This is a genomic window from Microbispora sp. NPDC046973, assembly GCF_040644495.1.
Lineage (GTDB): Bacteria > Actinomycetota > Actinomycetes > Streptosporangiales > Streptosporangiaceae > Microbispora.
The window spans coordinates 274,640-301,175 of the sequence record NZ_JBEYWQ010000002.1 but is presented as its reverse complement, the minus strand read 5'-3'; the positions used below and the strand labels follow the sequence as shown (position 1 = coordinate 301,175).

General features: G+C 73.6%; 26 protein-coding genes. 20 read left to right on the top strand and 6 right to left on the bottom strand.

The window, feature by feature from the left end; translation table 11 throughout:
• Positions 1-44: 44 nt before the first annotated feature.
• Complete coding sequence (locus ABZ860_RS05440; RefSeq protein ID WP_357215431.1) at positions 45-1,178, top strand: epoxide hydrolase; 1,134 nt, start codon at positions 45-47, stop codon at positions 1,176-1,178.
• A gap of 33 nt (positions 1,179-1,211) precedes the next feature.
• On the opposite strand, the gene ABZ860_RS05435 is transcribed toward ABZ860_RS05440, so the two are convergent.
• Entirely contained in the window at positions 1,212-1,805 is a 594-nt protein-coding gene (locus ABZ860_RS05435) for a hypothetical protein (protein WP_357215429.1), read from the bottom strand.
• A gap of 1,089 nt (positions 1,806-2,894) precedes the next feature.
• Here ABZ860_RS05435 and ABZ860_RS05430 point away from each other — a divergent pair.
• Positions 2,895-3,161: a DUF4031 domain-containing protein gene (locus ABZ860_RS05430; protein ID WP_357215426.1), complete on the top strand. Its 267-nt coding sequence runs from the start codon at positions 2,895-2,897 to the stop codon at positions 3,159-3,161.
• A 77-nt stretch (positions 3,162-3,238) separates the two neighbouring features.
• Here the strand turns inward: ABZ860_RS05430 and ABZ860_RS05425 are convergent, their stop codons facing one another.
• Both ABZ860_RS05425 and ABZ860_RS05420 read right to left on the bottom strand, forming a co-directional pair.
• Entirely contained in the window at positions 3,239-3,853 is a 615-nt protein-coding gene (locus tag ABZ860_RS05425; RefSeq protein WP_357215423.1) for a metal-dependent phosphohydrolase, read from the bottom strand.
• Between the two features lie 9 nt (positions 3,854-3,862).
• A complete protein-coding gene (locus ABZ860_RS05420) occupies positions 3,863-5,293 on the bottom strand; it encodes an MFS transporter (protein ID WP_357215420.1) in 1,431 nt (476 codons plus the stop codon).
• A gap of 88 nt (positions 5,294-5,381) precedes the next feature.
• On the opposite strand from ABZ860_RS05420, the gene ABZ860_RS05415 reads away from it, so the two are divergent.
• From ABZ860_RS05415 to ABZ860_RS05350, 14 genes are all read left to right on the top strand, one after another.
• A complete protein-coding gene (locus ABZ860_RS05415; protein ID WP_357215418.1) occupies positions 5,382-5,723 on the top strand; it encodes a metalloregulator ArsR/SmtB family transcription factor in 342 nt (113 codons plus the stop codon).
• 86 nt (positions 5,724-5,809) lie between these two features.
• Positions 5,810-6,712 (top strand): MoxR family ATPase, encoded by a 903-nt coding sequence (locus ABZ860_RS05410; RefSeq protein ID WP_357215415.1) that lies wholly within the window; start codon positions 5,810-5,812, stop codon positions 6,710-6,712.
• The gene (locus ABZ860_RS05405; protein ID WP_357215413.1) at positions 6,705-7,907 is read left to right on the top strand and encodes a VWA domain-containing protein; all 1,203 of its coding nucleotides are present in this window, start codon (positions 6,705-6,707) and stop codon (positions 7,905-7,907) included. Before ABZ860_RS05410 ends, ABZ860_RS05405 begins: the two co-directional genes overlap by 8 nt.
• Positions 7,900-9,000 carry an XdhC/CoxI family protein gene (locus ABZ860_RS05400; RefSeq protein WP_357215410.1) on the top strand — a complete coding sequence of 367 codons (1,101 nt, stop codon included), beginning with the start codon at positions 7,900-7,902 and terminating at the stop codon, positions 8,998-9,000. The genes ABZ860_RS05405 and ABZ860_RS05400 overlap by 8 nt, the downstream gene beginning before the upstream one ends.
• The gene (locus tag ABZ860_RS05395; protein ID WP_357215407.1) at positions 8,997-9,587 is read left to right on the top strand and encodes a nucleotidyltransferase family protein; all 591 of its coding nucleotides are present in this window, start codon (positions 8,997-8,999) and stop codon (positions 9,585-9,587) included. The genes ABZ860_RS05400 and ABZ860_RS05395 overlap by 4 nt, the downstream gene beginning before the upstream one ends.
• Before the next feature lie 22 nt (positions 9,588-9,609).
• A complete protein-coding gene (locus ABZ860_RS05390; protein ID WP_357215404.1) occupies positions 9,610-9,765 on the top strand; it encodes an SAM-dependent methyltransferase in 156 nt (51 codons plus the stop codon).
• A gap of 47 nt (positions 9,766-9,812) precedes the next feature.
• Positions 9,813-10,043, top strand: coding sequence for an SAM-dependent methyltransferase (locus ABZ860_RS05385; RefSeq protein ID WP_357215401.1), 231 nt, complete (start codon positions 9,813-9,815; stop codon positions 10,041-10,043).
• 65 nt (positions 10,044-10,108) lie between these two features.
• Positions 10,109-11,143 (top strand): LLM class F420-dependent oxidoreductase, encoded by a 1,035-nt coding sequence (locus ABZ860_RS05380; RefSeq protein WP_357215398.1) that lies wholly within the window; start codon positions 10,109-10,111, stop codon positions 11,141-11,143.
• A gap of 115 nt (positions 11,144-11,258) precedes the next feature.
• A complete protein-coding gene (locus tag ABZ860_RS05375; protein ID WP_357215396.1) occupies positions 11,259-12,380 on the top strand; it encodes an aminopeptidase P family protein in 1,122 nt (373 codons plus the stop codon).
• Between the two features lie 25 nt (positions 12,381-12,405).
• Positions 12,406-12,966, top strand: coding sequence for an elongation factor P (efp, locus tag ABZ860_RS05370; protein ID WP_079318503.1), 561 nt, complete (start codon positions 12,406-12,408; stop codon positions 12,964-12,966).
• Position 12,967: 1 nt separating this feature from the next.
• A complete protein-coding gene (gene nusB / locus ABZ860_RS05365; protein WP_357215393.1) occupies positions 12,968-13,378 on the top strand; it encodes a transcription antitermination factor NusB in 411 nt (136 codons plus the stop codon).
• Between the two features lie 86 nt (positions 13,379-13,464).
• A complete protein-coding gene (locus tag ABZ860_RS05360; RefSeq protein WP_357215390.1) occupies positions 13,465-14,187 on the top strand; it encodes a methyltransferase domain-containing protein in 723 nt (240 codons plus the stop codon).
• 42 nt (positions 14,188-14,229) lie between these two features.
• Positions 14,230-15,474, top strand: coding sequence for a DNA polymerase IV (locus ABZ860_RS05355; protein WP_357215387.1), 1,245 nt, complete (start codon positions 14,230-14,232; stop codon positions 15,472-15,474).
• A 147-nt stretch (positions 15,475-15,621) separates the two neighbouring features.
• Complete coding sequence (locus ABZ860_RS05350) at positions 15,622-15,999, top strand: DUF3040 domain-containing protein (protein ID WP_079318513.1); 378 nt, start codon at positions 15,622-15,624, stop codon at positions 15,997-15,999.
• A gap of 111 nt (positions 16,000-16,110) precedes the next feature.
• On the opposite strand, the gene ABZ860_RS05345 is transcribed toward ABZ860_RS05350, so the two are convergent.
• From ABZ860_RS05345 to ABZ860_RS05335, 3 genes are read right to left on the bottom strand one after another with little or no spacing between them, the layout of a single operon-like run.
• Complete coding sequence (locus ABZ860_RS05345; RefSeq protein WP_357215384.1) at positions 16,111-18,549, bottom strand: DUF3488 and transglutaminase-like domain-containing protein; 2,439 nt, start codon at positions 18,547-18,549, stop codon at positions 16,111-16,113.
• Positions 18,550-18,584: 35 nt separating this feature from the next.
• Positions 18,585-19,841 carry a DUF58 domain-containing protein gene (locus tag ABZ860_RS05340; protein ID WP_357215381.1) on the bottom strand — a complete coding sequence of 419 codons (1,257 nt, stop codon included), beginning with the start codon at positions 19,839-19,841 and terminating at the stop codon, positions 18,585-18,587.
• Positions 19,842-19,901: 60 nt separating this feature from the next.
• Positions 19,902-20,882: a MoxR family ATPase gene (locus ABZ860_RS05335; protein WP_357215378.1), complete on the bottom strand. Its 981-nt coding sequence runs from the start codon at positions 20,880-20,882 to the stop codon at positions 19,902-19,904.
• Between the two features lie 492 nt (positions 20,883-21,374).
• On the opposite strand from ABZ860_RS05335, the gene mraZ reads away from it, so the two are divergent.
• The 4 genes from mraZ to ABZ860_RS05315 all read left to right on the top strand — a co-directional run bounded on the left by mraZ (position 21,375) and on the right by ABZ860_RS05315 (position 26,490).
• Complete coding sequence (gene mraZ / locus ABZ860_RS05330; RefSeq protein WP_079318531.1) at positions 21,375-21,806, top strand: division/cell wall cluster transcriptional repressor MraZ; 432 nt, start codon at positions 21,375-21,377, stop codon at positions 21,804-21,806.
• Between the two features lie 282 nt (positions 21,807-22,088).
• Positions 22,089-23,012 (top strand): 16S rRNA (cytosine(1402)-N(4))-methyltransferase RsmH, encoded by a 924-nt coding sequence (gene rsmH, locus ABZ860_RS05325; protein WP_357215375.1) that lies wholly within the window; start codon positions 22,089-22,091, stop codon positions 23,010-23,012.
• A complete protein-coding gene (locus ABZ860_RS05320; RefSeq protein ID WP_357215372.1) occupies positions 23,009-23,872 on the top strand; it encodes a hypothetical protein in 864 nt (287 codons plus the stop codon). The genes rsmH and ABZ860_RS05320 overlap by 4 nt, the downstream gene beginning before the upstream one ends.
• Before the next feature lie 887 nt (positions 23,873-24,759).
• Positions 24,760-26,490, top strand: a complete 1,731-nt coding sequence (locus tag ABZ860_RS05315) for a penicillin-binding protein 2 (protein WP_357215369.1) — start codon at positions 24,760-24,762, stop codon at positions 26,488-26,490.
• Positions 26,491-26,536: the final 46 nt, after the last annotated feature.

The following is a 26,536-nucleotide window of genomic DNA, read 5'->3' as shown; positions in this document are numbered from 1 at the left end:
GCCTCCTAACGTCGATTCCGTCACCACGACGTATCAGGAGAGACATGAGCACCGAGATCCGCCCATTCCGTATCGAGATCGCATCAGCCGACCTGGCCGACCTGAACGACAGGCTGGACCGCGCCCGGTGGCCCCACGAGCTGCCCGGCGACGGATGGAGCCGCGGCGTCCCCGCCGCCCTGCTCCGCGAGCTCGCCCGCTACTGGCGTCACGAGTACGACTGGCGCGCGCACGAGGCGCGGCTGAACGAGTTCCCGCAGTTCACGACCGAGATCGACGGTCAGGACATCCACTTTCTGCACGTACGCTCGGCCGAGCCCGGCGCCCTCCCGCTGGTCCTCACGCACGGCTGGCCGAACTCCTTCCTGGAGTTCACCGAGCTCATCGGCCGGCTCGCCGACCCCCGTGCGTACGGCGGCGACCCCGCCCGGGCGTTCCACGTCGTCGTGCCCTCCCTGCCGGGTTTCGGCTTCTCCGCGCCGCCGCGCGGCACCGGCTGGACCGCGGCGCGCGTGGCGCGGACCTGGGCCGCGCTGATGCGCCGTCTCGGCTACGAGCGGTACGGCGCGCAGGGCGGGGACTTCGGGGCCTATGTCGCCCCGGAGATGGCCAAGGCGGCGCCGGACGACGTGGCCGGCGTCTACATCGTCAGCGGTCTCGGCTTCCCCACCGAGAAGGATCTGCCGGAGATGACCGAGGACGAGCGGGCGGCCTATGCCCGGCTGATGGAGCAGGACTGGATGAACGGCGTCGACCACCACGCGCTGCTGCGTGCGGCGCCGCAGACCTTCGCGTACGGATGGCACGACTCACCGCTCGCGGCGCTGGCCTGGATGACCCAGAAGTTCCATGAGTTCAACGCCTCGGGCAAGCCTCTCGAGGAGGTGATCGACCGGGACCTGTTCCTGACCAACGTGAGCCTGTACTGGTTCACCGGGACGTTCGGGACGTCGGCCTGGCCCTACTACGAGAGCACCGGCTTCGGCTGGCCGGAGGGCCAGACCGTCGCCCCGACCGGCGTGTACAGCGGACCGCCCGGCATCCGCCGGCTGGCCGAACGGCACAACGCCATCCTCCACTGGCCGGAGGACAACCCGGGTGGCCACCACTTCATCGCGATGGACCGGCCGGATCATCTCGCCGCCGACATCCGCGCGTTCTTCGCCAAGGTGGGCTGACCGGCGCGGACCGGCCGCGTCCTTCGGCGGAGATCAGCTCGCGCCCGGGATGTTGACGTTCTGCTCCTTGAACTTGTAGCCGGTCTTCGAGGCGTCGCGCTGCAGGCCCTCCATCGAGCTCATGCCGGCGTCGATGTCGGCCGGCGTGGCGGTGCCGCGGTGCAGCTTGTCGGTCAGCGCGGCGAACTGGGAGTTGACGCCCTCGACGGCCCTGCACAGGGTCGGATTGGCCGTGGCGAAGCTCTTGGCGACCTTCAACTGGTGCAGGGCGAAGGCGCCGGCGATCGCGGCCTTCGCGATCGTGCGCTTGCGCTTCTCCGCTCCGGCCCGGAAGCCGCCGCTGCGCAGCGGTTTGTAGATGTAGCGGTGGAAGGCGCCCAGCGCGAGACCCGCGTGCAGCGCGAACCGGGTCTTGGCGAACCTCTTGGCGTTGCCGCCGGTCGGGCACGGCGAGTTGTACTCGGTCTCGGCCGCGGTCGGCGTGACGAGCGCCGCCGGGCCGGCCGCGGCGGCGCCCCCGGACGCCGGGGCGGTGGCCGTGCGACCGCCGCAGCCGACGAGCAATGCCATCGCCAGCACGGCCGCCGCCGCGAGCGCGGTAAGGGATCGAACAGTTCGTGCAGCCATCGTCTTCCCCCTGTGACCCAGTGGATCGTGTGGACCCTGTGGTTCCGCGGCGCACCGGCCCGCGCACCGTATGGCGTCCCGAATCCGGGCCGTCGCGGGTGTGTGATCGGCGCCCTTCGCCGCGACGCTCCCGGGGTCGCGGATGACGCGGGGCCGTACCGACCTCCGGCGTGAGGGCGTTCTGGACGACGGTTGCCGCCCAGATGGCGACTATGCGGGCTTTTGCCGGGTCGGGGCGCTTTCCATGCCGTGGCCGGACGGACATTTGGGGGCCGCCGCACGATTGGCATGGCGATAGCGCGGAAGGCGCGGCGAATTCGCCGGGAGAATCCGGCCCGGCGCGGTCCGATTCCTCAGATGGACGTAGATCCGGCGCCAGCGGAAACCAGGGGCAGGACCATTCCAGGGCCGACCCGGCCGGTCGTTCATCGATCCATGCCAATCGCCGGACCGGGATTCGCATCGGATTTTCCCCGGATCTTCCCGGGTGGCGGGCGGTGGGGTGGACGCCTCCGGGAAGCGATCCGGACAATAGGGGAGAAATAGCCCGATCCGCCGCACCGCGGCTTGATCGCAAGGGAGAAAGGCCATGCGAGGTGGGCGATTCAGCATGATCGTCGGCTCGGCGCTGCTCGGCACGATCGCGCTCTGGCCGGCCGCGGCGTCTCCGGCGTCGGCGTCCGCGGGAGTTGGCGGCGCGGCCGTCACGCAGGCGGCTCCCGGTAATTCGTACGCGAAGCCGAAGCCGCCCAAGTGCACTTATCGATGCACAAACCATCGCAAGTTCAAATGCTGTCCCAAATGCCAGCGAGTTCCGGGGAAATGCTAGGGGATAGTCTCTGGCGCGGCAGCACTCCGGGGGCCGTTGACGCATTCTCCGGTCGGCTGTCATCCGCTTCGAAATCCGCTCACCGCCGTGCCGGCGCCGGCTGCCGTATCGCCGGGCGACGGGCGGCGGTGGAGTGGCGGCCGGCGCCCCGGGCTATGCTCGCCCGGAGCGCCCGGGGGACGACCCCCGGGACCCCGCAGGGGCGGCCGGGTGATCCTCGCTCCGCTGCGGGTCACCTGACCGGCCCGGGGGAGGGGTGCATGGCGGTGCTGATCGACCGGCCGAACTGGCCGGGGCCGCGGGGCCTGCTGTGGTCCCATCTGGTCAGCGACTCCTCGCTGGAGGAACTGCACGACTTCGCCCGCCTGCTCGGCGTCCCCGAGCGGGCCTTCGACCGGGACCACTACGACGTGCCGGAGACGGTCTACGACCGGGCCGTGTTCCTCGGGGCCGAGCCCGTCGGCAGCCAGGAGCTGGTGCGCCGCCTGCGCGAGTCGGGCCTGCGCCGGCCGAAGACCCGCATCTGATCTACATCGTAAAGGCGCGCTGTCGGCGCCAAACCTTCGCGGACGCATGCCGGGTAGCGGCTCGCCGCGCGCGTCGTTCAGAGACCGGCCAGCTCGGCGGCGACGTTCTCGCGTGCCCGCCGCTCCCACAGGTCCCGGCCCACGGGAGTGCCGAACAGGCGGGGCTTGCCCAGCAACCGCCGCAGCACCCCGGCCCGTCCGGCCCTGAAGGCCGCGTCCGGCACGTGCCGGTACTCCTCGCGTACGGCCCTCGTGTACGCCTCGTACGCGCCGGGCGGCGCCGCGAGGATCGCCAGGTCGGCGTCGCACAGGACGGCCGCGTTCATGTCGCCGGGCTCGTAGGCGTGCCCCGCCGTGAGCCGCACGAGCCGGGCCACCTCGCGCACCCGCTCCGCGGGCAGGCCGCAGGCGGGCAGCCGGGCCTGGGCGAGCTGGGCGCTGCGCTCCTCGTCCCACCCCGGCCGCCCGTCGTAGACGGCGTCGTGGAACCATGCGGCCAGGCGTACGGCGTCGGCGTCCGGCGCCTGGGCGGCGAGCGGCTCGATCGCGGTCAGGACCGCCCGCAGATGGGCGGTCGTGTGGTAGCGCCGGTGCGGCTGCGCCCAGCGGGCGGTCAGTTCGGCGGCGAGCGCCCGCCCGGCCGGCGAGCCGGTGAGGCAGCCGGGCCGGGGCAGGCTCCGATCGTCGGTCATAAGCCGACCTTAGAGAGGCTGGTCGGCGATCTCCGCGCGGGCCGCACGCTCCCGGGCGAGGCCCAGGACCGCCGCGAGGAGGGCCAGGACGAGGACTCCGCAGCCGTACGCGGTGGCCGTGGCCCGCAGGCCGAACGACGACACCGCGAGACCCGCCACCAGCGCGGGGACGCTGAAGGCGAGGTAGCTGACGACGTAGACGGAGGCGAAGAGCGCGGCCCGCTCGGCCGGACCGGCCAGCAGGGCGAGCGAGCGGAGCGCGCCGAGGAAGGCGCTGCCGAAGCCGCAGCCCGCGACGGCCGTCCCGGCGAAGAACAGCGGCGTGGAGGCGGCGGCGAGCGCCGCCAGGGTCAGGCCGGCGCCGACGGCGAGCATCAGCGACCCGCCCGCCATGACCCGCCCCGCGGCCTTGTCGCGTACGATCACCGACGCCACGGCGCCCGCGGCGGTGAGCGCGGCGACGACGAGCCCGCCGACCAGGCGGTCGGGGACGCGCAGGACGCCCGCGGTCAGCGAGGCGCCGAGCGACAGGTAGAGCCCGCCCATGGCCCACGTGGCGACCAGGCAGGGAACGGCCGCCGCGAACGCGCTGCGGGCGTGCCGCGGCACGGCCGCACGCGGGCGCAGCGAGACGAGTGCGTCCCTTCCCCGGCCGGGACGGGGCGCGACCGGCTCGGGCAGCAGCGCCATCGCCGCCGCCAGCACCGTGAAGACCGCCGTGAGCAGGACGAACACCGACGTCGTCGGCGTCGTCGTGTAGCGCACGAACAAGCCGGCGCCGAGCGCGCCCGCGGCCAGGCCTCCGGTCGGCGCGGCGGTGTTCACCACTGCGCCCAGTTGGCGGACGCGGCGGGACCCCGGCTGCAGGTCCACCAGGCCGGCGCCGATCGCGCCCGTCGCGGCGCCGGTGGCCAGGCCCTGCACCGCCCTGGCCAGTAGCAGCGGCCCGACGCCGTCCGCCGTCAGGAACGCGACCATGGCGCCCGCCTCGGCCAGCAGGGCCGCGATCAGCACGGGACGCCGGCCGACATGGTCGGACAGCTCGCCGACGGTGAGCAGCGCGATCAGCAGCGCGAGGGCGTAGACCGCGAACACGGCGGTCAGCGTGGCCGCGGAGAATCCCCAGCGCTGCTGGTAGAGCACGTAGAGCGGGGAAGGGGTGCTCGAGGCGGCCATGAACGCCACCAGAGTCACGGCGAGCAGCCAGAACCCCGCGGTGCGGGAGATCCGGCCGCGCGCCGCCGTCCCCGCCGTCGTTCCGGCCGCCGTCCCCGTCCCCGTCCCCGTCTCGGTCGCCGGCGCTCCGCCGGCCCGCCCGGCTCCGCCGGTTTCCCCGGCGCCTCCGGTCGCGTCGTCCCGCGGTCCTGACGCGCGGCCCGGCGCTTCCGGGTCGGCCTCCAGGATCTTCGCGGACGGAGCGCAGCCCCCCGAGTTCGTCATCTCGGCACTCCCATCGTTTACGGTTCCAAAATTTTCGAACCGTCACACCGTACGACGGAGTGGCCGATAGTTCAACTATTATCGAACCATGCCTGGAGCCCGGGACCTACCGCACCCCGACGCCGCGAGCCTGGTGCTGACCGACGTGCTGTTCGCGCTGAGCGACCCCTCGCGGCTGGCGCTCGTACGGCGTCTCGCGCAGGGCCCGCTTGAGGTGGCGGCGTGCCAGCCCACCGGGGGAGAGGTGCCGAAGTCGACGCTGTCGCACCACCTGAAGATCCTCCGCGAGGCCGGCGTCGTCCGCAACGTCCCGGAGGGCCGGCAGCGGTACGTGAGCCTGCGCTGGCAGGACCTGGACGACCGGTTCCCCGGCCTGCTGGGCGCCGTGCTCGGCACGACCGGGGAGGAGGACCCGGGCGGATCTGTGTGATCGTGCGACGCGGCACCCTGTGACAGGCCCGGCTTTGGCGGATTCGGCCAGAGCCTCGCGCAACGCCCGCCACGTAGCCTGTCGGTGTGCTGCGGCGGACGACCACGATCTCGGACATCGACGCGCCTGCGAGGCTGGCGGAGCTGCTCGACCACCACGACTACCTGGCCGACGAGGGCGTGACGACCGCGGCCTACCTCGCCCTGAAGATGGGCCGGCCGCTGTTCCTGGAAGGCGAGGCGGGCGTCGGCAAGACCGAGCTGGCCAAGACGCTGGCGGCGATCCTGGACGCGCCGCTGATCAGGCTGCAGTGCCACGAGGGGCTCGACGCGGCGCAGGCCATGTACGACTGGGACTTCCCGCGCCAGCTCCTGCACCTGAAGGCGGCCGAGGCGGCCGGCGTGGCCGACGTCGCCGCGCTCGAAGGCGAGATCTACGACCGGCGGTTCCTCATCGCCAGGCCGCTGCTGCGGGCCCTGGAGACGCAGCCCAGCGTGCTGCTGGTGGACGAGATCGACCGGGCCGACGACGAGTTCGAGGCGTTCCTGCTCGAGGTGCTGTCCGACTTCACGATCTCGGTGCCGGAGATCGGGACGATCAGCGCGGCGGTTCCGCCGGTCGTCGTCCTGACCTCCAACAGGACCCGCGAGGTGCACGACGCGCTCAAACGGCGCTGCCTCTACCACTGGCTGGAGCACCCGGGGTTCGACCGGGAGGTGGCGGTCCTGCGGCGGCGCCTGCCCGGATGCGCGGAGCGGCTCGCGGCCGACGTGGCGCGGACGGCGGGCCGGATGCGCGAGGCCGGCCTGGTCAAGCCGCCCGGCATCGCCGAGACCCTCGACTGGACCGAGGCGCTGCTCACGCTCGGCGCGGTGGAGCTCGATCCGGCCCTTGCCGCCGCCACGCTGGGCGCGGTGCTCAAGCACCGGGAGGACCAGGAGACCGTCCGGGCCCTGGGACTGCTCACGCCGGACGGCGGCCGTGGCTGACGACGCCGTGACCGGCCGGGGCGGGGACGGGCGCCGCCCGGGCGTGCTCACCTCGCCGGGTGACGGCCAGGAACCGGTCGCGGTGCTGACCGGGTTCGCCCGGACGCTCCGGGCGGCGGGCGTCGCGGCCGACCACCATCGCACCCAGAGCTTCCTCGCGGCGCTCGGCCACCTCGACGCCGCCGACGGGCGGAACGTCTACTGGGCGGGCCGTCTCACCCTGTGCGCCGGGCCCGACGACCTGCCCCGCTACGACCGCTGCTTCGCGGCCTACTTCTCCGCCGCCTTCCCCGCACCGCGCCGCGTGCGCGCGACGGCCGTGTCCGTGACCCGCCCGGTGGCGGCGCCGTACGGCGGCGGGGAGCCGGAACCTGCGGGCGAGCCGGGTGCGCCACCGGCCACGGCGAGCGAGATCGAGGTGCTGCGGCACCGGGACGTGGCGCGGATGAGCGAGGCCGAGCGGCGGGAGGTGCACCGCCTGCTCGCGCTGCTGCGCGGCGCGCGGCAGCCGCGCAGGTCGCGGCGCCACCGCCCGTCGCCGCACGGCGGCGCGACCGACGCGCGGCGCACGGTCAGGGAGATCCTGCGGCACGGCGGGGAACCGGCCCGGCTGCGCCGCCGCGTGCGCAGGGACCGGCCGCGGCGGGTCGTCATGCTCGTGGACGTCAGCGGCTCGATGGCCCCCTACGCCGACACGCTGCTGCGCTTCGCCCACGCGCTGGTGCGCGCGGAGCCGGGAGCGACCGAGGTGTTCAGCGTGGGAACCCGGCTCACCAGGATCACCGCCGCGCTGCGCCACCGCGACCCCGGCCTCGCCATGGACGAGTGCTCGGGAGCCATCCCGGACTGGAGCGGCGGCACGCGGCTGGGGGAGGAGGTGCGGGCGCTGCTGCGCCTGCCCGACCCCCGGGGCGCGATCGTCGTGATCGCCTCCGACGGGTGGGAGCGGGGCCCGGCCGGCCTGCTGGGCGCGCAGATGGCCCGGCTGTCCCGGATCGCCCGCCGCGTCGTATGGGTCAACCCGCACAAGGGCGACCCGGCGTACCGGCCGCTGACCGCGGGCATCCGCGCGGCGCTGCCGTACGTCACGGACTTCGTCGCCGGGCACAGCCTGGCCGCGTACGAGGAGCTGGCCGCGCTGCTGGCCGGCGACCGGCCCGTGCGGGCTGTGGGGAGGGGAGGGGCCGATGCGTGACGTGCTGGACCAGGTGCTGCGCTGGTGGGAGCAGGGGCGGCGGTTCGGGCTCGCCACCGTTGTCGGCACCTTCCGCAGCGCGCCGCGCCCGCCCGGGGCGGCCATGGCCGTCCTCGACGGCGAGGCGGCCGGCAGCGTGTCGGGCGGCTGCGTCGAGGGAGCGGTCTACGAGCTCGCCGCGCAGGTCGTCGCCACCGGGACGCCGGTGCTGCAGCGGTACGGCGTGAGCGACGACGACGCCTTCGCGGTCGGCCTGACCTGCGGCGGGATCATCGACGTGTTCGTCGAGCCGGTATCGAAACAGGACTATCCGGAGCTGGGGGAGGTCGCCGCGGACGTCGCCGCGCGGCGCCCGGTCGCCGTGGCCACGATCGTCGCGGGCCCCGGGCAGGTGGGGGCGCGCCGGGTGGTCTGGCCGGACCGGGCGGCGGGCTCGCTCGGCTCGGCCCGGCTCGACGACGCGGTGGACGACGACGTGCGCGGCATGCTCGCGCAGGGCCTGACCGGCGTGCGGCGCTACGGCCCCGAGGGCGAGCGGCGGCTGGACGACCTGCGGGTGTTCGTGCAGTCGTTCGCGCCGCCGCCGCGCATGCTGGTCTTCGGCGCGATCGACTTCGCCGCGGCCGTCGCGCGGATCGGCCGCTTCCTCGGCTACCACGTGGTGGTGTGCGACGCGCGGCCGGTCTTCGCCACGGCCAAGCGGTTCCCCGAGGCCGACGAGGTCGTGGTGGCCTGGCCGCACGACTACCTGGCCGCCGCCGAGGTGGACGAGCGCACCGCGATCTGCGTGCTCACCCACGATCCGAAGTTCGACGTGCCGCTGCTGGAGGTGGCCCTGCGCACCCCCGCGGCGTACGTCGGGGCCATGGGGTCGCGGCGCACGCACGCGGACCGGCTGGCGCGGCTGCGCGAGGCCGGCCTGACCGAGGACGAACTGGCCCGGCTGCGGTCGCCGATCGGGCTCGACCTCGGGGCGCGCACGCCGGAGGAGACGGCCGTGTCGATCGCGGCCGAGCTGATCCAGCTGCGCTGGGGCGGCAGCGGCAGGCCGCTCACCGAGACCTCGGGGCGCATCCACGGCGAGTCGCGGTGAGCGGCGCGGCGGTCGCCGGGCTGCTGCTGGCCGCCGGAGGCGGCAGCCGGTTCGGCGGGCCGAAGGCGCTGGTGGAGTTCGAAGGGGAGCGGCTGGCCGACCGCGGGGTGCGGCTGCTCGCCGAGGGCGGGTGCCGGCCGGTGCTGGTCGTCCTCGGGGCCGCCGACGTGCCGGTCGCCGGCGCGGTCGTCGTGCACAACCCCGGCTGGACCGCCGGCATGGGGTCGTCGCTGCGGGCCGGGCTGCGCGCGCTCCCGCCGGCCGCTCCCGCGGTCGTGATCGCGCTGGCCGACCAGCCGCTGGTGCGGCCCGAGGCGGTGCGCCGGCTGATCGCGGCGTTCGAGGCCGGCGCCCGTGTCGCCGTCGCGGCGTACGGCGGGGCGCCGCGCAACCCGGTGCTCATCGCCCGCGAGCACCTGGCGGAGGTGGCCGCGCTCGCCGAGGGCGACGTGGGCGCGCGGCCCTTCCTGCGCGCGCACCCCGAACTGGTCACGCCCGTGCCCTGCGACGACGCGGGCGATCCCGCGGACGTCGACACCCCGGCTGACCTGTGCCGGCTCCGCAAGGGGCGACTCCCCAAGGAGTGATCCGCCCGATTCGCCGCCCTTGGTGAGCGCGGCGCGGGAGAACCGCGCGTTCCTCGGCCGGGCCGTGCGCTACCTGGCGGCCGAGTGCGGCATCCGCCGGTTCCTCGACCTCGGTGCGGGACTCCCGACGCAGGGCAACGTCACGAGATCGCGCCGGCGCAGGCCCCCGACTCGCTAGTCACGTCGTCATCTCGCACGCCTGCTCGGACCTCCGTCCCGGAGGCGATGGCGGCGGGCGGCGTGTACGGCAGGGCCAACGCGCCGTTCGAGGCCAGGCCGGCCGCGCGGATCGCCGGGTTCTTCGACGGGTTCGACGTGGTCGAGCCCGGACCGGTCCCGCTGAACGAGTGGCGGGCCGAGCCCGACGCGCTGCCGCTGCGCGGCGGCTTCCTGCCGGGTGCTCGGAGGCGTCGGCCGCCGACCCTGACGGTGGTCATGCCCGACCCGGCTCGTTAGCCTTGGGACCGAGTACGGAACATCATTCGGTTACTGGCGGGTTCACGCGCGGAAGGACGAAGCGGATGCGGATCGGGATGGCCCTCAACTACTCGGGCGGCTTCAAGGAGACCGTCGCCGAGCTGGCCGACTACGAGAAGGCCGGGCTCGACATCGTGTTCGTGGCCGAGGCCTACAGCTTCGACGCCGTCAGCCAGCTCGGTTACATCGCGGCGAGGACCGAGCGGCTGCAGATCGCCTCGGGCATCCTGCCGATCTACTCCCGTACGCCGGCCCTGCTGGCCATGACGGCCGCCGGCCTCGACTACGTCTCCGACGGGCGCTTCACGCTCGGCATCGGCACGTCGGGCCCGCAGGTCATCGAGGGGTTCCACGGCGTGCCGTACACCGCGCCGCTCGGCCGCACCCGCGAGGTCATCGAGATCTGCCGCACGGTGTGGCGGCGCGAGCGGCTGCAGTACGCGGGCAAGCACTACACGCTGCCGCTGGAGGGCGGCACCGGTCTCGGCAAGCCGCTCAAGCTGATCAATCACCCGGTGCGCGAGCGCATCCCGATCGTCATCGCGGCCATCGGGCCGAAGAACGTGCAGCTGGCCGCCGAGCTGGCAGAGGGCTGGGAGCCCATCTTCTTCGTGCCGGAGAAGGCGGGCGACGTGTGGGGCGCGTCGCTCGCCGCCGGACGGGAGCGCCGCGACCCCGCGCTCGGCGAGCTGGACGTGATCGCCCAGGCCATGCTGGCGATCGGCGACGACGTCGGCGACGTGCTGGAACTGGGCCGTTCCATGGCCGCCCTCTACATCGGCGGCATGGGAGCCAAGGGCAGGAACTTCTACAACGACCTGGCCCGCCGCTACGGCTACGAGAAGGAGGCCGAGCAGATCCAGGACCTCTACCTGGAGGGCAGGAAGAAGGAGGCCGAGGCGCTCGTGCCGAGGGAACTGCTGGAGCGCATGTCCCTGGTCGGCCCCGAGGGGCACATCAGGGAGCGGCTCGCCGCGCTGCGCGAGGCCGGGGTGACCACGCTCAACGTCGCCCCCATGGCCCGCACCCACGAGGAGCGCGTCAAGCTCATCGAGAGGATCCGCGACCTGGCCTCCTGACCGCCGCATCCCCGGACCCCGCGCCCCGCCGCCCGCCGGACGACGCCGGGCGGCGGGATGGGCGGGGGAGAGGAGCCCGAGAGGGCACCCGCGGAGGCGGCGGTAGAGTCCGTCCGTGACCGATGCCCAAGGGACTCACGCCGCACCCGCCGGAACCGCCGCCACCGGAACCGCCGCGATCCATGCGGCGCGCCGGGCACGGCTGGCCGGGGCGCTGCGCGAGCACGAGGCCGCGGCCGCCCTCGTCACCTGGCCGGTCAACGTCCGCTACCTGACCGGCCTGACGAGCTCCAACGCCGCCGTGCTCGTCGCCGCGACGGGCGAGGCCGCCCTCGCCACCGACTCGCGCTACCTGGAGACGGCCCGGGCGGTGTGCTCCGGCGTCGAGGTGATCGAGGACCGCGACGTCGCGGGAGCACTGCTCAAGCGGGGGCCGGGCGCGGCGCGGGTCGCGGTGGAGGCCGACCACATGCCGGTGGGGCAGTTCCAGCGGCTGTCGGCCGAGCATGCGGGCCTCAGCCCGGTCGGCGGCCTCGTGGAGGCCGTCAGGGCCGTGAAGGACGAGGGGGAGATCGCCGCACTGCGCCGCGCCTGCGCGATCACCGACGAGGCCTTCTCCATGGTCGTGGAGCGCATCGCCCCCGGCGTCACCGAGCGGGAGATCGCCCGGTGGCTGGAGGCCGCCATGGTCGAGCTCGGCGCCGACAAGCCGGCCTTCGACTCCATCGTGGCGAGCGGACCCAACGGCTCGATCCCGCACCACTCGCCCTCCGGCCGGCCGGTCGAGCGGGGCGACCTGGTGACCATGGACTTCGGCGCGCGCTACGACGGCTACCACGCCGACATGACCCGCACCGTCGCGGTGGGCCCGCCCGCCGCGTGGCAGCGCGACATCTACGACCTCGTACGGCAGGCCCAGCGCGCGGGCCGCCACGCCGTACGGCCGGGGGCGACGGCGCACGAGGTGGACGCCGCGGCGCGCGACGTGATCGCGGAGGCGGGTCACGCCGAGCGATTCGGTCACGGGCTGGGCCACGGGGTCGGACTGGAGATCCACGAGCTGCCGTTCCTGGGCCCTGGCAGGACCGGTAGACTAGAGGATCGAGTTCCGATCACCGTCGAGCCGGGGGTCTATCTCCCGGGCAGGGGCGGTGTGCGCATCGAGGACACGCTTGTGACGCGTGGTGACGGGCCGGAGCTTCTCACTTTGACGACCAAGGAGCTGCTCGTCCTGTAGGGCAGCCGCACGCGGGAGACGCTACGTGGCGACGACGAACGACCTGAAGAACGGACTCGTGCTCAAGCTCGACGGTGGGGAGCTGTGGACCGTTGTCGAGTTCCAGCACGTCAAGCCGGGTAAGGGCGGCGCGTTCGTCCGCACCAAGCTCAAGAACATCCTGTCCGGGAAGGTCGTCGACAAGACCTTCAACGCCGGCGTGAAGGTCGACGTGGCCAACGTCGACAAGCGCGACATGCAGTACTCCTACCTCGACGGCGACGACTTCGTGTTCATGGACACCGAGACCTACGACATGGTCAACGTCCCGCGCGACGTGGTGGGCACCGCCGCCAACTACATGCTGGAGAACACGACCGCGACCGTCGCCTTCAACGAGGGCAACCCGCTGTACGTCGACCTGCCGGCGGCGGTGGAGCTGACGATCTCGCACACCGACCCGGGCCTGCAGGGCGACCGCTCCACCGGCGGCACCAAGCCCGCCACCCTGGAGACCGGAGCCGAGATCAAGGTCCCGCTCTTCATCACCACCGGCGAGAAGGTCAAGGTCGACACTCGCACCGGCGAGTACCTCGGTCGGGCCTGACGTGTCGGCTCGGGGGAAGGCCCGCCGCCGCGCGCTGGACATCCTCTTCGAGGCCGAGGCCCGGCAGGTCAGCCCGCTCGACGTGCTCGCCGAGCGGGTGGAGCGGGCGGACCCGCCGGTCAACGAGTACACCTCCTTCCTCGTCGAGGGCGTGGTCCGGCACCTGGAGCGCATCGACGAGCTGATCTCGACGTACGCCGAGGGCTGGACCCTGGAGCGCATGCCGGCCGTGGACCGCAACGTCCTGCGCGGCGGGACCTACGAGATGCTGTGGTCGGAGGAGGTTCCGGAGGGCGTGGTCATCAGCGAGTGGGTGCACCTGGCCGCGGAGCTGTCGACCGACGAGTCGCCGCAGTTCGTCAACGGACTGCTGGCCCGCTTCAAGCAGCTCAAGCCCTCGCTTTCGCTCTGACCCCACGGCCCTCGGCCCGGCGGCTCCGGCAGCCCGGCGGTTCCGAGGGGCCGCCGGCTCCGACACACCCGACAGGGAGGCCGTAAGTGCGTGACGCCACACGCCGCGCCGTCGTCTGGGAGGCGCTGCGCGCGCTCCTGGCCGAGCGGACGGCCGCCACCGGGCGCGACACGCTCGACATCGTGGACGCCGGCGGCGGCACGGGCGGCTTCGCCGTACCGCTGGCCACGCTCGGACACGCCGTGACCGTGGTCGACCCGACCCCCGACTCGCTGGCCGCGCTCGAGCGCCGCGCCGCCGAGACGGGCGTCGGCGTGAAGGGCCTGCAGGGCGACGCCGCCGACCTCGGCGACCTGCTGGAGCCCGGCAGCGCCGACCTGGTGCTGTGCCACAGCGTGCTGGAGTACGTCGAGGACCCCGCGGGCGCGCTGGGCGCGGTCGGCGGCATCCTGCGGCCGGGCGGCGTGGTGAGCGTGCTGGCCGCCAACTCGGTCGCCGCGGCCGTCCACCGCTCGCTGGCCGGCCACTTCGACGAGGCGCGCCGGGTGCTGTCGGACCCGGCGGGCCGCTGGGGCGACCGCGACCCCACGCCGCGGCGCTTCTCGCGTGAGACGCTGGGCGCGCTGCTGGCCGGCGCGGGGTTCACCGTCGGCGAGGTGCACGGTGTGCGGATCTTCGCCGACCTCGTCCCCGGCATGCTGGCCGAGAGCGACCCCGACGGCCTCGTCGCGCTGGAGCGGGCGGCGGCGACCCATCCCGTGCTCCGCGACGTCGCCACCCAGATCCACGTCATCGCTCACCGCCAGTAGAAACAATGTTCGGATAGCACGGTGGTCGGGTAGGGTGACCTCATGTCCCGGAACCAGCTGCTGCCTCGGGATCCGTCGCCACCGCCGGACGGTCCGGTCGACGACAGCGGCTGCCCCATCCTGCACGTGGACATGGACGCCTTCTACGCCAGCGTCGAGCTGCTCGACCACCCGGAGCTGCGGGGCGCCCCGGTCATCGTCGGCGCCACCGGCGCGCGGGGGGTCGTGCTGAGCGCCACCTACGAGGCCCGCAGGTTCGGGGTCCACTCGGCGATGCCGATGACCCGGGCCCGGCGCATCTGCCCGCAGGCCACGGTCATCCCGCCCCGCCACGCCAAGTACGCCGAGGTGTCCCGCGGCGTCATGGAGATCTTCCAGGCGATCACCCCCGAAGTGGAGCCGATCGCCTCCGACGAGGCGTTCCTCGACGTCGGCGGGGCCCGCCGCAGGCTCGGCAGCCCCGCGGCCATCGCCCGGATGATCCGCGCCCAGGTCGCCGATCGATACGGCATCACCTGCTCGGTGGGGGTGGCGAGCACGAAGTTCGTGGCCAAGCTCGCCTCGCGCCAGTGCAAGCCGGACGGCATGCTCGTGGTCCCGGCCGACCGGGTCGTGGAGTTCCTGCACCCGCTGCCCGTCGCCGCCCTGTGGGGCGTGGGGGAGCGCACCGAGCAGGCCCTCGTGCGGCTCGGCATCCGCACCGTGGGAGACCTGGCCCAAGTGCCGGTGGCGACGCTCCAGCGCGAGTTCGGCGCCGTCGGCACGCATCTGGCGGCCCTTGCGTGGGGACGCGACGAGCGCCGGGTGGTGCCGCACGCGCCCGACAAGAGCATCGGCAACGAGGAGACGTTCCCGCACGACGTCGACGACCCCGAGACGATCAGGCGTGAGCTGCTGCGGCTGTCGGAGCGGGTCGCCGCCCGCCTGCGGGCCGGGGGGCACGTCGGCCGCACGGTCAGCGTCAAACTCCGCCGATCCGACTTCACGACCATCACCCGGTCGCGTACGCTGCGCGAGGCGACCGACGTCGCGAAGGAGATTTTCGACACATCATGCGAACTCTACGAGGCCGCCGGACTGGAGCGGGTGCGGTTGCGGCTGGTCGGCGTGCGCGTGGAGAACCTGCTTCCGGCCGCCGCGGCGACGCGTCAGCTGGGCCTGGGGGAGCGGGAGACCGGCTGGCGGGAGGCCGAACAGGCCATGGACCGGGCCGCCCGCCGTTTCGGTCCGGACGCGGTGAAGCCGGCATCGCTTGTTCGGCGTCCGTTTGGTCCAATAGGTCCATGACGTCACCTCCGGTTTGGACCGCGTTGGACGTTTTCTTTCGCCTACGTCTGAGGCCTCGTATTCTGGGGATAACCGACCGCGAGGTTCGGACACCCCGTGTCGTCCGTTGCCGTCTTCCCCTGAATGGGGCCGTCCTTGGGAGGCGCCGTGCCGCTGTCTGAGCACGAGCAGCGCTTGCTCGACCAGATCGAGCAGGCCCTCTATGCCGAGGACCCGAAGTGGGCGAACACCGTACGGATCAGCGATCCGCGCAGCCACTACAAGCGCCGCCTGGTGAAGGCCTCCATAGGCTTCGCACTCGGCGTGGTCCTGCTGATGGTCGGCGTCGTCGCGGCCCAGATCTGGCTCGGTGCCGCCGGCTTCGTGGTCATGCTCGCCACCTGTCTGTGGGGCCTGTCGAGCTGGAAGCGCATGAACGGGTTCGGTGACTCCCCGCCGTCCCGCAACCGCGGCCGCCGCCCCCAGCGTCAGAGCTTCATGGAGCGCATGGAAGAGCGCTGGCGCCGCCGCCACGACGAGCACTGATCCCCATCTGAGCCACCGCCGGTGGGCCCGCCTCGCGGGCCCACCGAGTCGTCTGCGGCGACCGGCCGTCGTCTGCGGCGACCGGCCGTCGTCTGTGGCGGCCGCCGAGGATCAGCGGCGGGCGCCGGTCAGGGTCCGCTCCCTCGCGGAGTCGCCGGCCCCGGATCCGGCTCCGGTGCCGCCGGGGCGTTCCGGTGTGGTGGCCGTCCGCGTTCCGCCGGGCCGCGCCCGCCAGAGCCGCAGCCCCTCCAGCCGGTCGAACACGTCGAGCGCACCCTCGCCGGCCGCCCGCACCCGCAGCAGGACGGACATCGGGGCCAGCACCGCCCCCAGGCGCCGCCACCGTGACGCCTTCGACCCCAGATCGCGCCTGATCCGGCGAAGGTCCGCAGGGACGGGCCCCGACGCCGAAGGCGTGGGAGCGTACCTGAGCCGCTCCTCGGACGTGACGACGCGGGTGAGCGACTCGGCGGCCTGCGGCCCGAGCGCGTACCGCTCGCCGATCCGCCGGCCCAGCGCGCGCGGCGTCTCGCTCGGCTCCCCGGCCATTCCCAGGTCCGTGAGCAGGTCGCGCAGCTCGGCCCAGGCCGCGTGGCCTCCGCGCGTCATCCGGCGAAGGCGCCGGCGGCGCACCACGAGCCGCGCGGCGGCCGGCAGCAACAGCAGCGCGAGCACGGCGGCGGCGCCGATACCGATCTTGACGGCCGCGGGCGTGCCCGGGTCGGCCGCGATGGCCGTGCCGTCGAGGTCGCGGTCGAGCTGGCGCGGGTTCGGCCGGGCCGGCCCGGCGCTCTGGCCGCCGTCGTCCTTCTCGTCCGCCGACGGTCCGTCGGACGGGCCCGTCGTGGGGGCGTCCGTCGGCGTGACGGGCAGCGAGTACACCGGCACCTGGGCCGTGCCCTGGCCGCCGGCCCCGGCGGGGGTGGGCTCGAACCGCAGCCAGCCGATCCCGTCGAAGAACAGCTCCGGCCACGCGTGGGCGTCGTGAGTGCGGACGGTCCACACGTCACCGATCTTGGTGCCGCCCGTGTAGCCGATCGACACCCGCGCCGGGATGTTGAGCAGACGCGCCATCACGGCCATCGCCCCGGCGAACTGCTCGCAGTAGCCGGTGCGGTCGCGCAGCAGGAAGCGGGACAGCGCCTGCGCGCCTGATCCGGACGCGCGCACGTCGTAGGTGAACCGCCCGGCCCGGGTGAACCACTCCTGCAGCGCGACCGCGGCCTCGTACGGCGTGGCGGCGTCCGCGGTGACCCGGCGCGCGAGGGCGGCGACCCGGGGGTCGAGCCCGTCGGGCAGTTGCAGATAGCGGTCGCTTTCCGGGAGGGTCACCGCCGCGCGCAGCTCGGTCGTGGTGGGCTCGGGCTCCTCGCTCACCACCCGATACTCCAGCCCGGCCGCCTCGTCCTCCGTGGAGAAGACCATGAGCGAGGAGCGGTCGGCGCGCCAGTCACCGTCCGCGTCGACCTGCCGGGCCGGGTACGGCAGCGGCAGGAAGTTGAGCTTGCCGATGTCCTCGCTCATCGCGACCCGCATCTCGGCGCGCTTCAGCGACACCCCGGGGCGGAGCCCGGGAGTGGGCGGCAGCGGCCCCTCGGACACGCGGTCCTCCGAGAGCCCCCGCAGCGGGGACAGCGTCCACTTCGTCCCGTCGAAGATGTCGAGAGAGTAGATCCGCAGATAGCGCGGTGTGTCGTCGCTGCTGGTGTAGGTGAGCACGGTCGCGTTGCGCTGCTGCCTGAGCTGGCCGCCGAGCTTGGCGATGGCGTCGGGGATGCCGATGTTGCCGCCGCCCCCGCCGAGGCCGTTGCCGACGCCGAAGCCGAACAGCGGATCGGGGGAGAGCGCCGGCAGCACCGCGGGCACCAGGATCGCCAGCGCGATCGCCGTCACGCCGATGCGCTTGCCGGACAGGGCGAGCCGCTCGGTGTCGGGGGCGGCGCCGCGCGCGGAGCCGGAGGAGCGGCGCACCACGACGGCCCGGCCCCAGCGGCTCAGGCGCTCGCGCCCGTCGGCGACGAGCAAACCGATGTAGCCGAACGCCGCGACGACGAACGCGATCCACCCGATCGGGTCCGTGACCACCGCCGCGGGCACGGTGAACAGGGCGAGCAGCGGCAGCCCGGCCAGCGCCGCCCGGCGCAGCCGCACCGCGAAGACGTCCACGAGCAGGGCGATCAGCGCCACCCCCGCCGTGGTGAGCAGCGTGATGCCGGGGTTGTCCGGCACCGGGGCGGCGTACCGCTGGATGTCGTCGAACCCGGAGGCGACCAGCTCGGCGAGCCGGACGAGCGAGTCCTTGGTGGGGACGATCCCCAGCCACGCCTCCTTCGGCGTGAAGACGAGCGTCAGATAGAGCAGGACCGCCACGGGCGTCGCGGCGGGCGCCACCCACGGGCGGGCGCCCAGATGGGAGGCCAGCGCCCCGGCCACGGTGGTGACGAGGATCGCCCCCATGCAGGACCAGAACCACGCGCCGCCCTCGAAGAGCGGATAGAGCGTGATCGTGACGGCCGCCGTGGCCAGCCCCGCCGCAACCGGCAGTTTCATTGCTTCTTACCTTCCGTCACGCCGGAGCGGCCGGCTCAGGCCGCGCTCCTGTTGTTTCCGGCTTCCGGCCACACCCCGGCGAGCGAGGCGCCGGCGGGCAGGTCGAGCACCCGCCACCCGCTGCCGGTCAGCACCGACCGCGCGGCCTGCGCGTTCTCCTCGGCGACGGCGTCCCAGGAGGCCCCGCTCCCGGAAGCGCGGTCCCAGGAGGAAAGGTCGAGCAGGACCGCGACGGCGGTCACGCCCGAGTGCTTGAGCTGGGCGAGCGTCCGGGCCTCTTCCAGGTCGAGCGCCCCGAGGACCGCGATGATCAGCCCCTCCCCGCCGCCCTGGCGCAGCGCGCCGACGCCGTGCTCGAGCGACCGCGCCGTGCTCTGCCGGATGACGGCGAGCGTGTCGAGCAGCGACCACGACTGGCCGGTGTCCACCACGTGCCGCGCGCCCTGGTCGGTGACCAGGCGCAGGGCGAGCCCCTCCGCGGACAGGTGCACGCCGATGGACGCGGCGGCGGAGACCGCGACCTCGAACGACGAGCGCGGCCCCTCGCCCCGGTGGGCGTGCCTGCGGGTGTCGAGCAGCAGCGCGCCCCGGCTCTGCCACTCCTGCTCCTCGCGCCTGACCATCAGCTCGCCGTGCCGCGCGGTCGAGCGCCAGTGGACCCGGCGCAGGTCGTCGCCCTGGCGGTACTCGCGGGGCGCCACGTCGTCGTCGCCCGCGGCGGCGACCGACCGCGTACGGCTGTCGCCGCCGCCGCTGTACTCGCCCGACAGGCGCACCGGCGGCAGCGCGACCACCTCGGGGGTGACCACGAGCGTGTCGGTGATGGTGAACGAGCGGGCCAGCTCGACCAGCCCGAACGGGTCGGCGATCCGGACCGAGAGCGGTCCGATCGGGAAGCGCCCGCGCAGGTCCGAGCTCACCTTGTAGTCGATCTCCCGGACGCCGCGCGACTCCATCCGGTCGAGGACGAACCTCGGCCGCGTGCCCAGCGCGTACTGCAGGGTGTCCTCCACCAGCAGCAGCCCGGTGGGCAGCCGGGTGACGTTCTCCAGCCGCAGGGTGACCGTGCTCTCCTCGCCGGCCTGCACCCGCGCCGGGCTGAGCCGCCTGGCGCAGGCCAGCCGGTAGCGCGTGCGGGCCACGACCAGCGACGCGATCAGAGGCATCGCGATGATCAGCACGGACACGCGCAGCAGGTCCTGCTCGCCGAGGACGAGGGCGCACAGCAGGGCCGCCACGCCGGAGGCGAGGAACGAGCGTCCCCGCGGGGTCAGAGCCTTCAGCCCGATCATGGGCCCTCCGTCACTTGCTCACTGTCACATCGCCGGGCGCGCCCGGCTCACTCGCGTCCGCTACTTGGCGTCGGGGACGGGGACGCGCCGCATCAGCTCGCCGACGAGCTGCTCGGGGTGGCGGCGCTGCCCCTGCGCCTCCAGGCTCGGCAGCAGGCGGTGCGCCAGCACGGGGACGGCCAGATCCTGCAGGTCGTCCGGGATGACGTAGTCGCGTCCGGACATCGCGGCGTGGGCCCGCGCGCTGCGCACCAGATGAAGGGTGGCCCGCGGGGAGGCGCCCAGCCGCAGGTCGGGGGAGTGCCTGGTGGCCGCCACCATGTCGACGGCGTAGCGCTTGACCGGCTGGGAGACGTAGACCGCGCGGACGGCCCGGATCAGCGCGGCCACCTCGGCCGTGGTCGCGACCGGCTCCATCTTGTCCAGCGGCTGGGAGGCGCCGTGCACGTCGAGCATCTCCAGCTCGGCGGCCGGCTCCGGGTATCCCATCGCGATCTTGGCGGTGAAGCGGTCGCGCTGCGCCTCGGGGAGGGGATAGGTGCCGTCCATCTCGATCGGGTTCTGCGTCGCGATGACCATGAACGGCGACTCCAGCGCGTAGGTCACGCCGTCGACAGTGACCTGGTGCTCCTCCATGCACTCCAGGAGGGCGGACTGCGTCTTGGGGGAGGCGCGGTTGATCTCGTCGCCGACCACGATGTTGGCGAAGATGGGTCCGGGCTTGAACTCGAACTCCCGCGTCTGCTGGTTGTACGCGCTGACGCCGGTGATGTCGCTCGGCAGCAGGTCGGGGGTGAACTGGACGCGCTTGACCGGGCAGTCGATCGAGCGCGCCAGGGCCTTGGCGAGCATCGTCTTGCCCACGCCGGGCACGTCCTCGATCAGCAGGTGGCCCTCCGCCAGGAGCACGGTGAGCGTGAGGCGGACGACGTCGCTCTTGCCCTCGATCACCGATTCGATCGAGTTGCGGATCCGGTGGGCGGTGTCGATCAGATCCTCGAGCCGGGCTGAAGCATCGGTGACGTCGGGAGTTACTGCCACCAGGCCTCCATGAGGGTGCGTCCCCGAGAATGGGGCGTTAAACGTTCCTTTTCCATTCTGTGTACTGACCCTATGTCCCCTCTGGTTCTCGGGCGACTTTGTCCGGAAATCCGGGTGAACTGCCCACAGTGTTGTGGCATCTCTTCACGGTCGCGTGCCGCGTTCGTCCGAATCCCGTGACACGTGAAGCCGGGGCGCCCCGGCGCGCTCCTCCACTTCCCCCCACCGGTCTCCTCCACCGGGTCCCGGCCGCCGCCGGGAACCCCGTACGCGCCGGGGTTTCCGGGGTGCCGACACGCCCGTGCGCGGGCCGGGGGGCGCCGCGGCGCCCCACTCCGACCCACCCCATTTCACCTGCGAAAACGCCGCCGATTTTGAATGCCGACACGGTCAGAATCAGTTGACGGTGGGGAGAAGTGGAGTATGGTGGTGCGCAGTGGAGGGCAGGGGCTATAGCGCTGAGCGCTCCACAAGGCACAGGAGGTGGGTCCGGTGTTCCTCGGCACCCACCACCCGCGCCTCGACGACAAAGGACGGCTGTTCCTGCCGGCGAAGTATCGCGAGGAGCTGGCGGAGGGTCTGGTGATCACCAAAGGCCAGGAGCGCTGCCTCTACGTCTTCCCCGTAGAGGAGTTCCAGCGCATCACCGAGGCCCTGCGTACCGCTCCGGTGACGGCGAAGGCGGTCCGCGACTACAGCCGTGTCTTCTTCGCCAGCGCGTCCGACGAGGTGCCGGACAAGCAGGGACGCATCACGATTCCCCAGACGCTGCGGCGATACGCCGGGCTGGAACGTGACTGCGTCGTGATCGGCGCCAACACGCGGCTGGAGATCTGGGACGCCCAGGCATGGGACACCTACCTGGAGGCCCAGGAACAGGCATTCTCCGATCTGTCGGAGGAGGTGCTGCCCGGGATTCTGTAGATCGGTCCTTTCTTTTGATCAATTGACCCGTCGGTGACGTTCGGCGAGGTCTCCACCCGCTCCCATGTGGCAGCTGATGCACCTTCCCCGGTGTCAGACGCCACGGCCGGCGACGCGGATGGGGACCTGGCCGGACGGGTCGGTTCTCGGGAACCGGCATGGGTGGGGGTCCGTTGGGTAGTCACCGGCGGCACAGCCGCGAATCCGCGAGTACAGCGGCGTAAATGGGGGTTGGAAGCGTTGTCGCACGAGCCCGGTCAGCCGGGTGGTCACGTTCCGGTCATGCTCGATCGCGTGCTGGAGTTGCTCGCTCCGGCGCTGTCCGGACCAGAGCCGGTGGCCGTCGACGCCAACCTCGGTCTCGGCGGGCACGCCGAGGCGCTGCTGGCCGCCCACCCCTCCCTCCACCTCGTCGGCATCGACCGCGACCCCACCGCCATCGAGCGCTCCACCGCCCGGCTCGCGCCGTACGCGGACCGGATCACTCTGGTGCGCGCCGTCTCCGACGAACTGGCCGACGTGCTCCGTGACGCCGGACGGCCCCGTGTCAACGCCGCGCTGTTCGACCTCGGCGTGTCCTCCCCTCAGCTCGACGAGGCAGAGCGCGGTTTCGCCTATTCCTACGACGCCCCCCTCGACATGCGGATGGACCGCGAGCAGGAGCTCACCGCCGAGCGTGTGGTGAACACCTACTCCGCCGCGGACCTCACCCGCATCCTGCGCGACTACGGCGAGGAGCGCTTCGCATCACGCGTCGCGAGCCTCATCGTCAAGGAGCGCGCCAAGGACCCCATCACCAGCACGAAACGGCTTGCCGACCTGGTCCGCGCGGCGATACCCGCCGCCACGAGGCGGACCGGGGGCAACCCGGCGAAGAGAACGTTCCAGGCGTTGCGCATCGAGGTGAACGGAGAGCTGTCGGCGCTCGAGCACGCGCTCCCCGCCGCGCTCGACGCGCTGGCGCTGGGCGGGCGCGTGGCCGTGCTCGCCTACCACTCCCTGGAGGACCGGCTCACCAAGCAGGTCCTCGTGGCGCGAACCAGGGACACCAGCCCGCCCGGGCTGCCGGTCCCCCTGGAGGCTCACCAGCCCCGGTTCCGCCTTCTGACCAGGGGAGCGGAGCTCCCGGACGACGAGGAGGTGGCCCGCAACCCGCGGGCGGCCTCGGCCCGCTTGCGGGCGGCAGAGAGGATCCGCGAGGGATGAGGACAGAGCAGGAGAGCAGGAGGGCGGCCGGGCGCACGGCCGCGCCGCCCCGCGTGCCCGGCCGCACGCCGGGCCGGACCGCCGCGACGGCGGGCGAGGCCGTCGCCGCTCCGGACAAGCGCCGCGTCCGCCCCGGGGCGCCCACGGCAGGCGACGACCGCGCACGCGAGGCCGTCCCTGCCCCCCGCGGCGGCGCGGAGAGCCGTCGCCGTGAGGCCGCCCCGGCTCCCCGGAAGGCCCGCCCGGACGCGCGCCGGGGCGAGGCGGCGGCGGCCACCCGGCCGGGTGGCGCGGCGTCCGCGGGATCCGTCGCGGCCCCGAAGCGCGACGGCTCCCGGACGCGTACGGCCGCCCCTGCCACTGCCGCCACGGCCACCTCCGCTACCGGCACGGCCGCGTCCCGTACGGCCACCCGTCCCGCTCCCTCCCGTGAGACCCGTGGCCTCACCGAGGTCGCGCCCGCTCCGCGGCGCGCCCGGCGTGCCGGCCAGGAAACCCGGCCGGCGGCGACCGCGCGTGCCACAATGGCGCGGCGGGCGTTCCGGCGGCCGCCGCGCGCGCCCTTCGTGCTGCTCGTCGTGGGCCTCATGTGCGGCGGCCTGGTGACCCTCCTGCTGCTGAACGTGGTCCTCTCGCAGGACTCGTTCAGGCTGAGCGACCTGCAGTCGAGCATCGACGAGCTGCACGAGCAGGCCGCGGAGCAGGAGAACCAGCTCCGCCAGTGGACGCAGCCGAACGCGGTGAAGGAGCAGGCCGCGGGGCAGGGCCTCGAGCGCGACGACTCCGCGCCGAAGTTCATCGACGCGGGCGGCGGCGCGGCGGCGCAGGAACAGGCCCAGAAGGAGGGCACGGACCGGTGAAAGACAGCGGCCGGAACCCGGGTCCCGGCCGCGGGGGTCCCAGCGGGCGAGGCGGTGGCCAGGGCCCGGGCGGTGACAGGAGGAGCCCGGGCTCCCCGGGGCGGCCGTCCCGCCAGGACGGGCCGCCGAGGCCCGGCCGGCCTGCCGACCCCGGACGCGACGACGCGACGGGCGGCTCGGCACGGCGTGGCCGGACCGGCGGTGCCCCCGAAGGCGGTGGCAGGCAGGGCGGCGGCCGGGCGGACGGCGCGCGCGACGCCGCGAGCGGCCGCGACGACGCCCCGAACGGCCGCACCGGCGAGTCGCCAGGAAGGCGCCGGTCCGCGCCGGGCGGATCCGTCCCGCCCGCTCGCACGCAGCGAAGGGGCGAGCCCCGCGTGCCCGGCGGCGGCCCGCGTCGCGTCGTCGCGCAGCATCCCGCCCCCGGCGAGGGGCGCCCGCGGCGCGCGAGCGGACCGGGCGAGGAGGACCGGGCGCGCGGCGCGGGATCCGGGCAGTCGCGTGCGGGCGCGCAGGGAACCTCTGACCGGCCGCGTTCCGGCGCCCCCGGAAGGCCGGGTGCCTCAGGAAGGTCCGGCGCTTCCGGGAAGTCCGGCGCGTCCGGCAGGCCCGGCGTCCCGGGAACATCGGGAACGCCCGGAGACGGCGCTTCGGCGAAGGCAGGGGCCCCGGGCAGGACCGGCGCACCGCGGCCGCACGCGCCGGGAGCGCCCGGCGCGACAGGCGGGGCAGCCGCGAGCCGTCTCCGTGCCGGCGGCGCCCCGCCGCGCCCCCAGCGCCCATCAGTACCGCAGCGCCCGTCAGGACCCCAGCGCCCATCAGGACCGCAACGCCCGTCGGGCCCGCAGCGTTCTTCGGGCCCGCCGGGCCCGCCGCGTCCGCCCGCCGTGCTCCGGCTGGGCAACCCCGCCCGGCGGCTGAGGGCGGCGCTGGTGGTGATGGCGATCGTGCTGTCGCTGTTCGCCGGCCGGCTGGTCCAGCTCCAGGGCTTCGACTCCAAGGTGCTCCAGGCGAGGGCGGCCGAGCAGCGCGTGCGGCCCGAGACGCTGCCCGCCAAGCGCGGCTCGATCACCGACGCCGCGGGACATGACCTCGCCGTGACGGTCGAGGCCAGGGAGATCTACGTCGACCCCAAGGACGTCGACCCGGCCAAGCGCGACCTGGTCGCCACCACGCTGGCACGGGAGCTGAACAAGCCCAAGGAGCAGATCGCCGCCGCGCTGGCCAAGACCACCCAGCGGTACATCCCGCTCGCCCGCGACGTCGAGCCGCCGCGGGCCAAGCGCATCATGGGCTTCGAGCTCAAGGGCGTGGGCGTGAAGGAGACCTACCGCCGCCTCTACCCCGGAGGCTCACTCGCGGGCGGCCTGCTCGGCTTCGTCGGCGTCGACGGCAGGGGCCTGGAGGGCCTGGAGAGCGCCTACGACGACATCCTCGCGGGCAAGGACGGCAAGCAGAGCGTCGAACTCGGCGCGAACCGGCAGCGCATCCCGATGACGCGCAGCCAGCGCGAGGCGCCGGTGCCCGGGCGGGACGTCCGCCTGACCATCGACAGGGACATCCAGTGGGCCGCGGAGCAGGCGCTGGACCGGCAGGTCAATGCGACGGGGGCGCGCAGCGGCAGCGTGATCGTCATGGACGTGCGGACCGGGCAGATCGTCGCCATGGCGAACGCGCCCCAGGCCGACCTCAACGCCTGGCAGTCGGCCCCGGCGCAGGAGCGGGCCAACCGTGCCGTGTCGGAGGTGTTCGAGCCGGGCAGCACCAACAAGGTGATCACGGCCGCGGCGGCCATGGAGGCGGGCGTGGTCACGCCCGACACCGTCTTCCGCGTGCCCGACCACATCCAGTGCGCCGACCAGCAGCTCAGGGACGCCCACCCGCACAAGCCCGAGTCGCTGACCTTCACCGGGATCCTCGCCGAGTCGAGCAACGTCGGCACGATCATGGTATCCGACAAGATCTCCAGCCAGCGGCTGTACGACATGTTCCGGTCCTTCGGGTTCGGCGCGCGCAGCGGATCGGGTGTCCCCGGCGAGCAGGCCGGCCTGCTGCCGCAGTGGCAGACGTGGTCGGGCAGCCAGCGCTGTACGATCGCCTACGGCCAGGGCATCTCGGTCACCGCGCTGCAGATGGCCAGCGTCTACCAGACGATCGCCAACGGCGGAGTGCGGATGACCCCCTCGATCGTGGCGGGCACCACCGACGAGCACGGCGCGTTCGTCCCCAGCCCCGCGCCCAAGGGCACACGGGTGATCAGCGAGGCCACCGCCGAGAAGATCGCGCTGATGCTGGAGGCCGTGGTGGGCCACGAGGGCACGGGAGAGGAGGCCTCGATCGAGGGCTACCGTGTCGCAGGCAAGACCGGTACCGCCATGCGGTACGACGAGAAGTGCGCGGGATACTGCGGGTACACCGCCACGTTCGTCGGATTCACCCCCGCGGACCAGCCCCGGCTGATGGCCCTGGCGGTCATCCAGGACCCGAAGAAAGACCACTACGGCGGCTCCGTCGCCGCCCCGGTGTTCAAGGAAGTCATGACTTTCGCGTTGAAGAGCAGGAAGATCCCGCCGACCGGCACGAAGGCGCCCGCGATGGTCCTTCGCCCGTCGGAGTGACGGCGGAGTGACCGGAGCAGGAGTGGCCGGGGCGAGCGACGGAGGG

Excerpts from the sequence above, each read along its gene's own strand:
- ABZ860_RS05440 (WP_357215431.1), top strand. The coding sequence starts at position 45 with ATGAGCACCGAGATCCGCCCATTCCGTATCGAGATCGCATCAGCCGAC.
- ABZ860_RS05435 (WP_357215429.1), bottom strand. The coding sequence starts at position 1,805 with ATGGCTGCACGAACTGTTCGATCCCTTACCGCGCTCGCGGCGGCGGCC.
- ABZ860_RS05430 (WP_357215426.1), top strand. The coding sequence starts at position 2,895 with ATGGCGGTGCTGATCGACCGGCCGAACTGGCCGGGGCCGCGGGGCCTG.
- ABZ860_RS05425 (WP_357215423.1), bottom strand. The coding sequence starts at position 3,853 with ATGACCGACGATCGGAGCCTGCCCCGGCCCGGCTGCCTCACCGGCTCG.
- ABZ860_RS05420 (WP_357215420.1), bottom strand. The coding sequence starts at position 5,293 with ATGACGAACTCGGGGGGCTGCGCTCCGTCCGCGAAGATCCTGGAGGCC.
- ABZ860_RS05415 (WP_357215418.1), top strand. The coding sequence starts at position 5,382 with ATGCCTGGAGCCCGGGACCTACCGCACCCCGACGCCGCGAGCCTGGTG.
- ABZ860_RS05400 (WP_357215410.1), top strand. The coding sequence starts at position 7,900 with ATGCGTGACGTGCTGGACCAGGTGCTGCGCTGGTGGGAGCAGGGGCGG.
- ABZ860_RS05385 (WP_357215401.1), top strand. The coding sequence starts at position 9,813 with ATGGCGGCGGGCGGCGTGTACGGCAGGGCCAACGCGCCGTTCGAGGCC.
- ABZ860_RS05380 (WP_357215398.1), top strand. The coding sequence starts at position 10,109 with ATGCGGATCGGGATGGCCCTCAACTACTCGGGCGGCTTCAAGGAGACC.
- ABZ860_RS05355 (WP_357215387.1), top strand. The coding sequence starts at position 14,230 with ATGTCCCGGAACCAGCTGCTGCCTCGGGATCCGTCGCCACCGCCGGAC.
- ABZ860_RS05345 (WP_357215384.1), bottom strand. The coding sequence starts at position 18,549 with ATGAAACTGCCGGTTGCGGCGGGGCTGGCCACGGCGGCCGTCACGATC.
- ABZ860_RS05340 (WP_357215381.1), bottom strand. The coding sequence starts at position 19,841 with ATGATCGGGCTGAAGGCTCTGACCCCGCGGGGACGCTCGTTCCTCGCC.
- rsmH (WP_357215375.1), top strand. The coding sequence starts at position 22,089 with ATGCTCGATCGCGTGCTGGAGTTGCTCGCTCCGGCGCTGTCCGGACCA.
- ABZ860_RS05320 (WP_357215372.1), top strand. The coding sequence starts at position 23,009 with ATGAGGACAGAGCAGGAGAGCAGGAGGGCGGCCGGGCGCACGGCCGCG.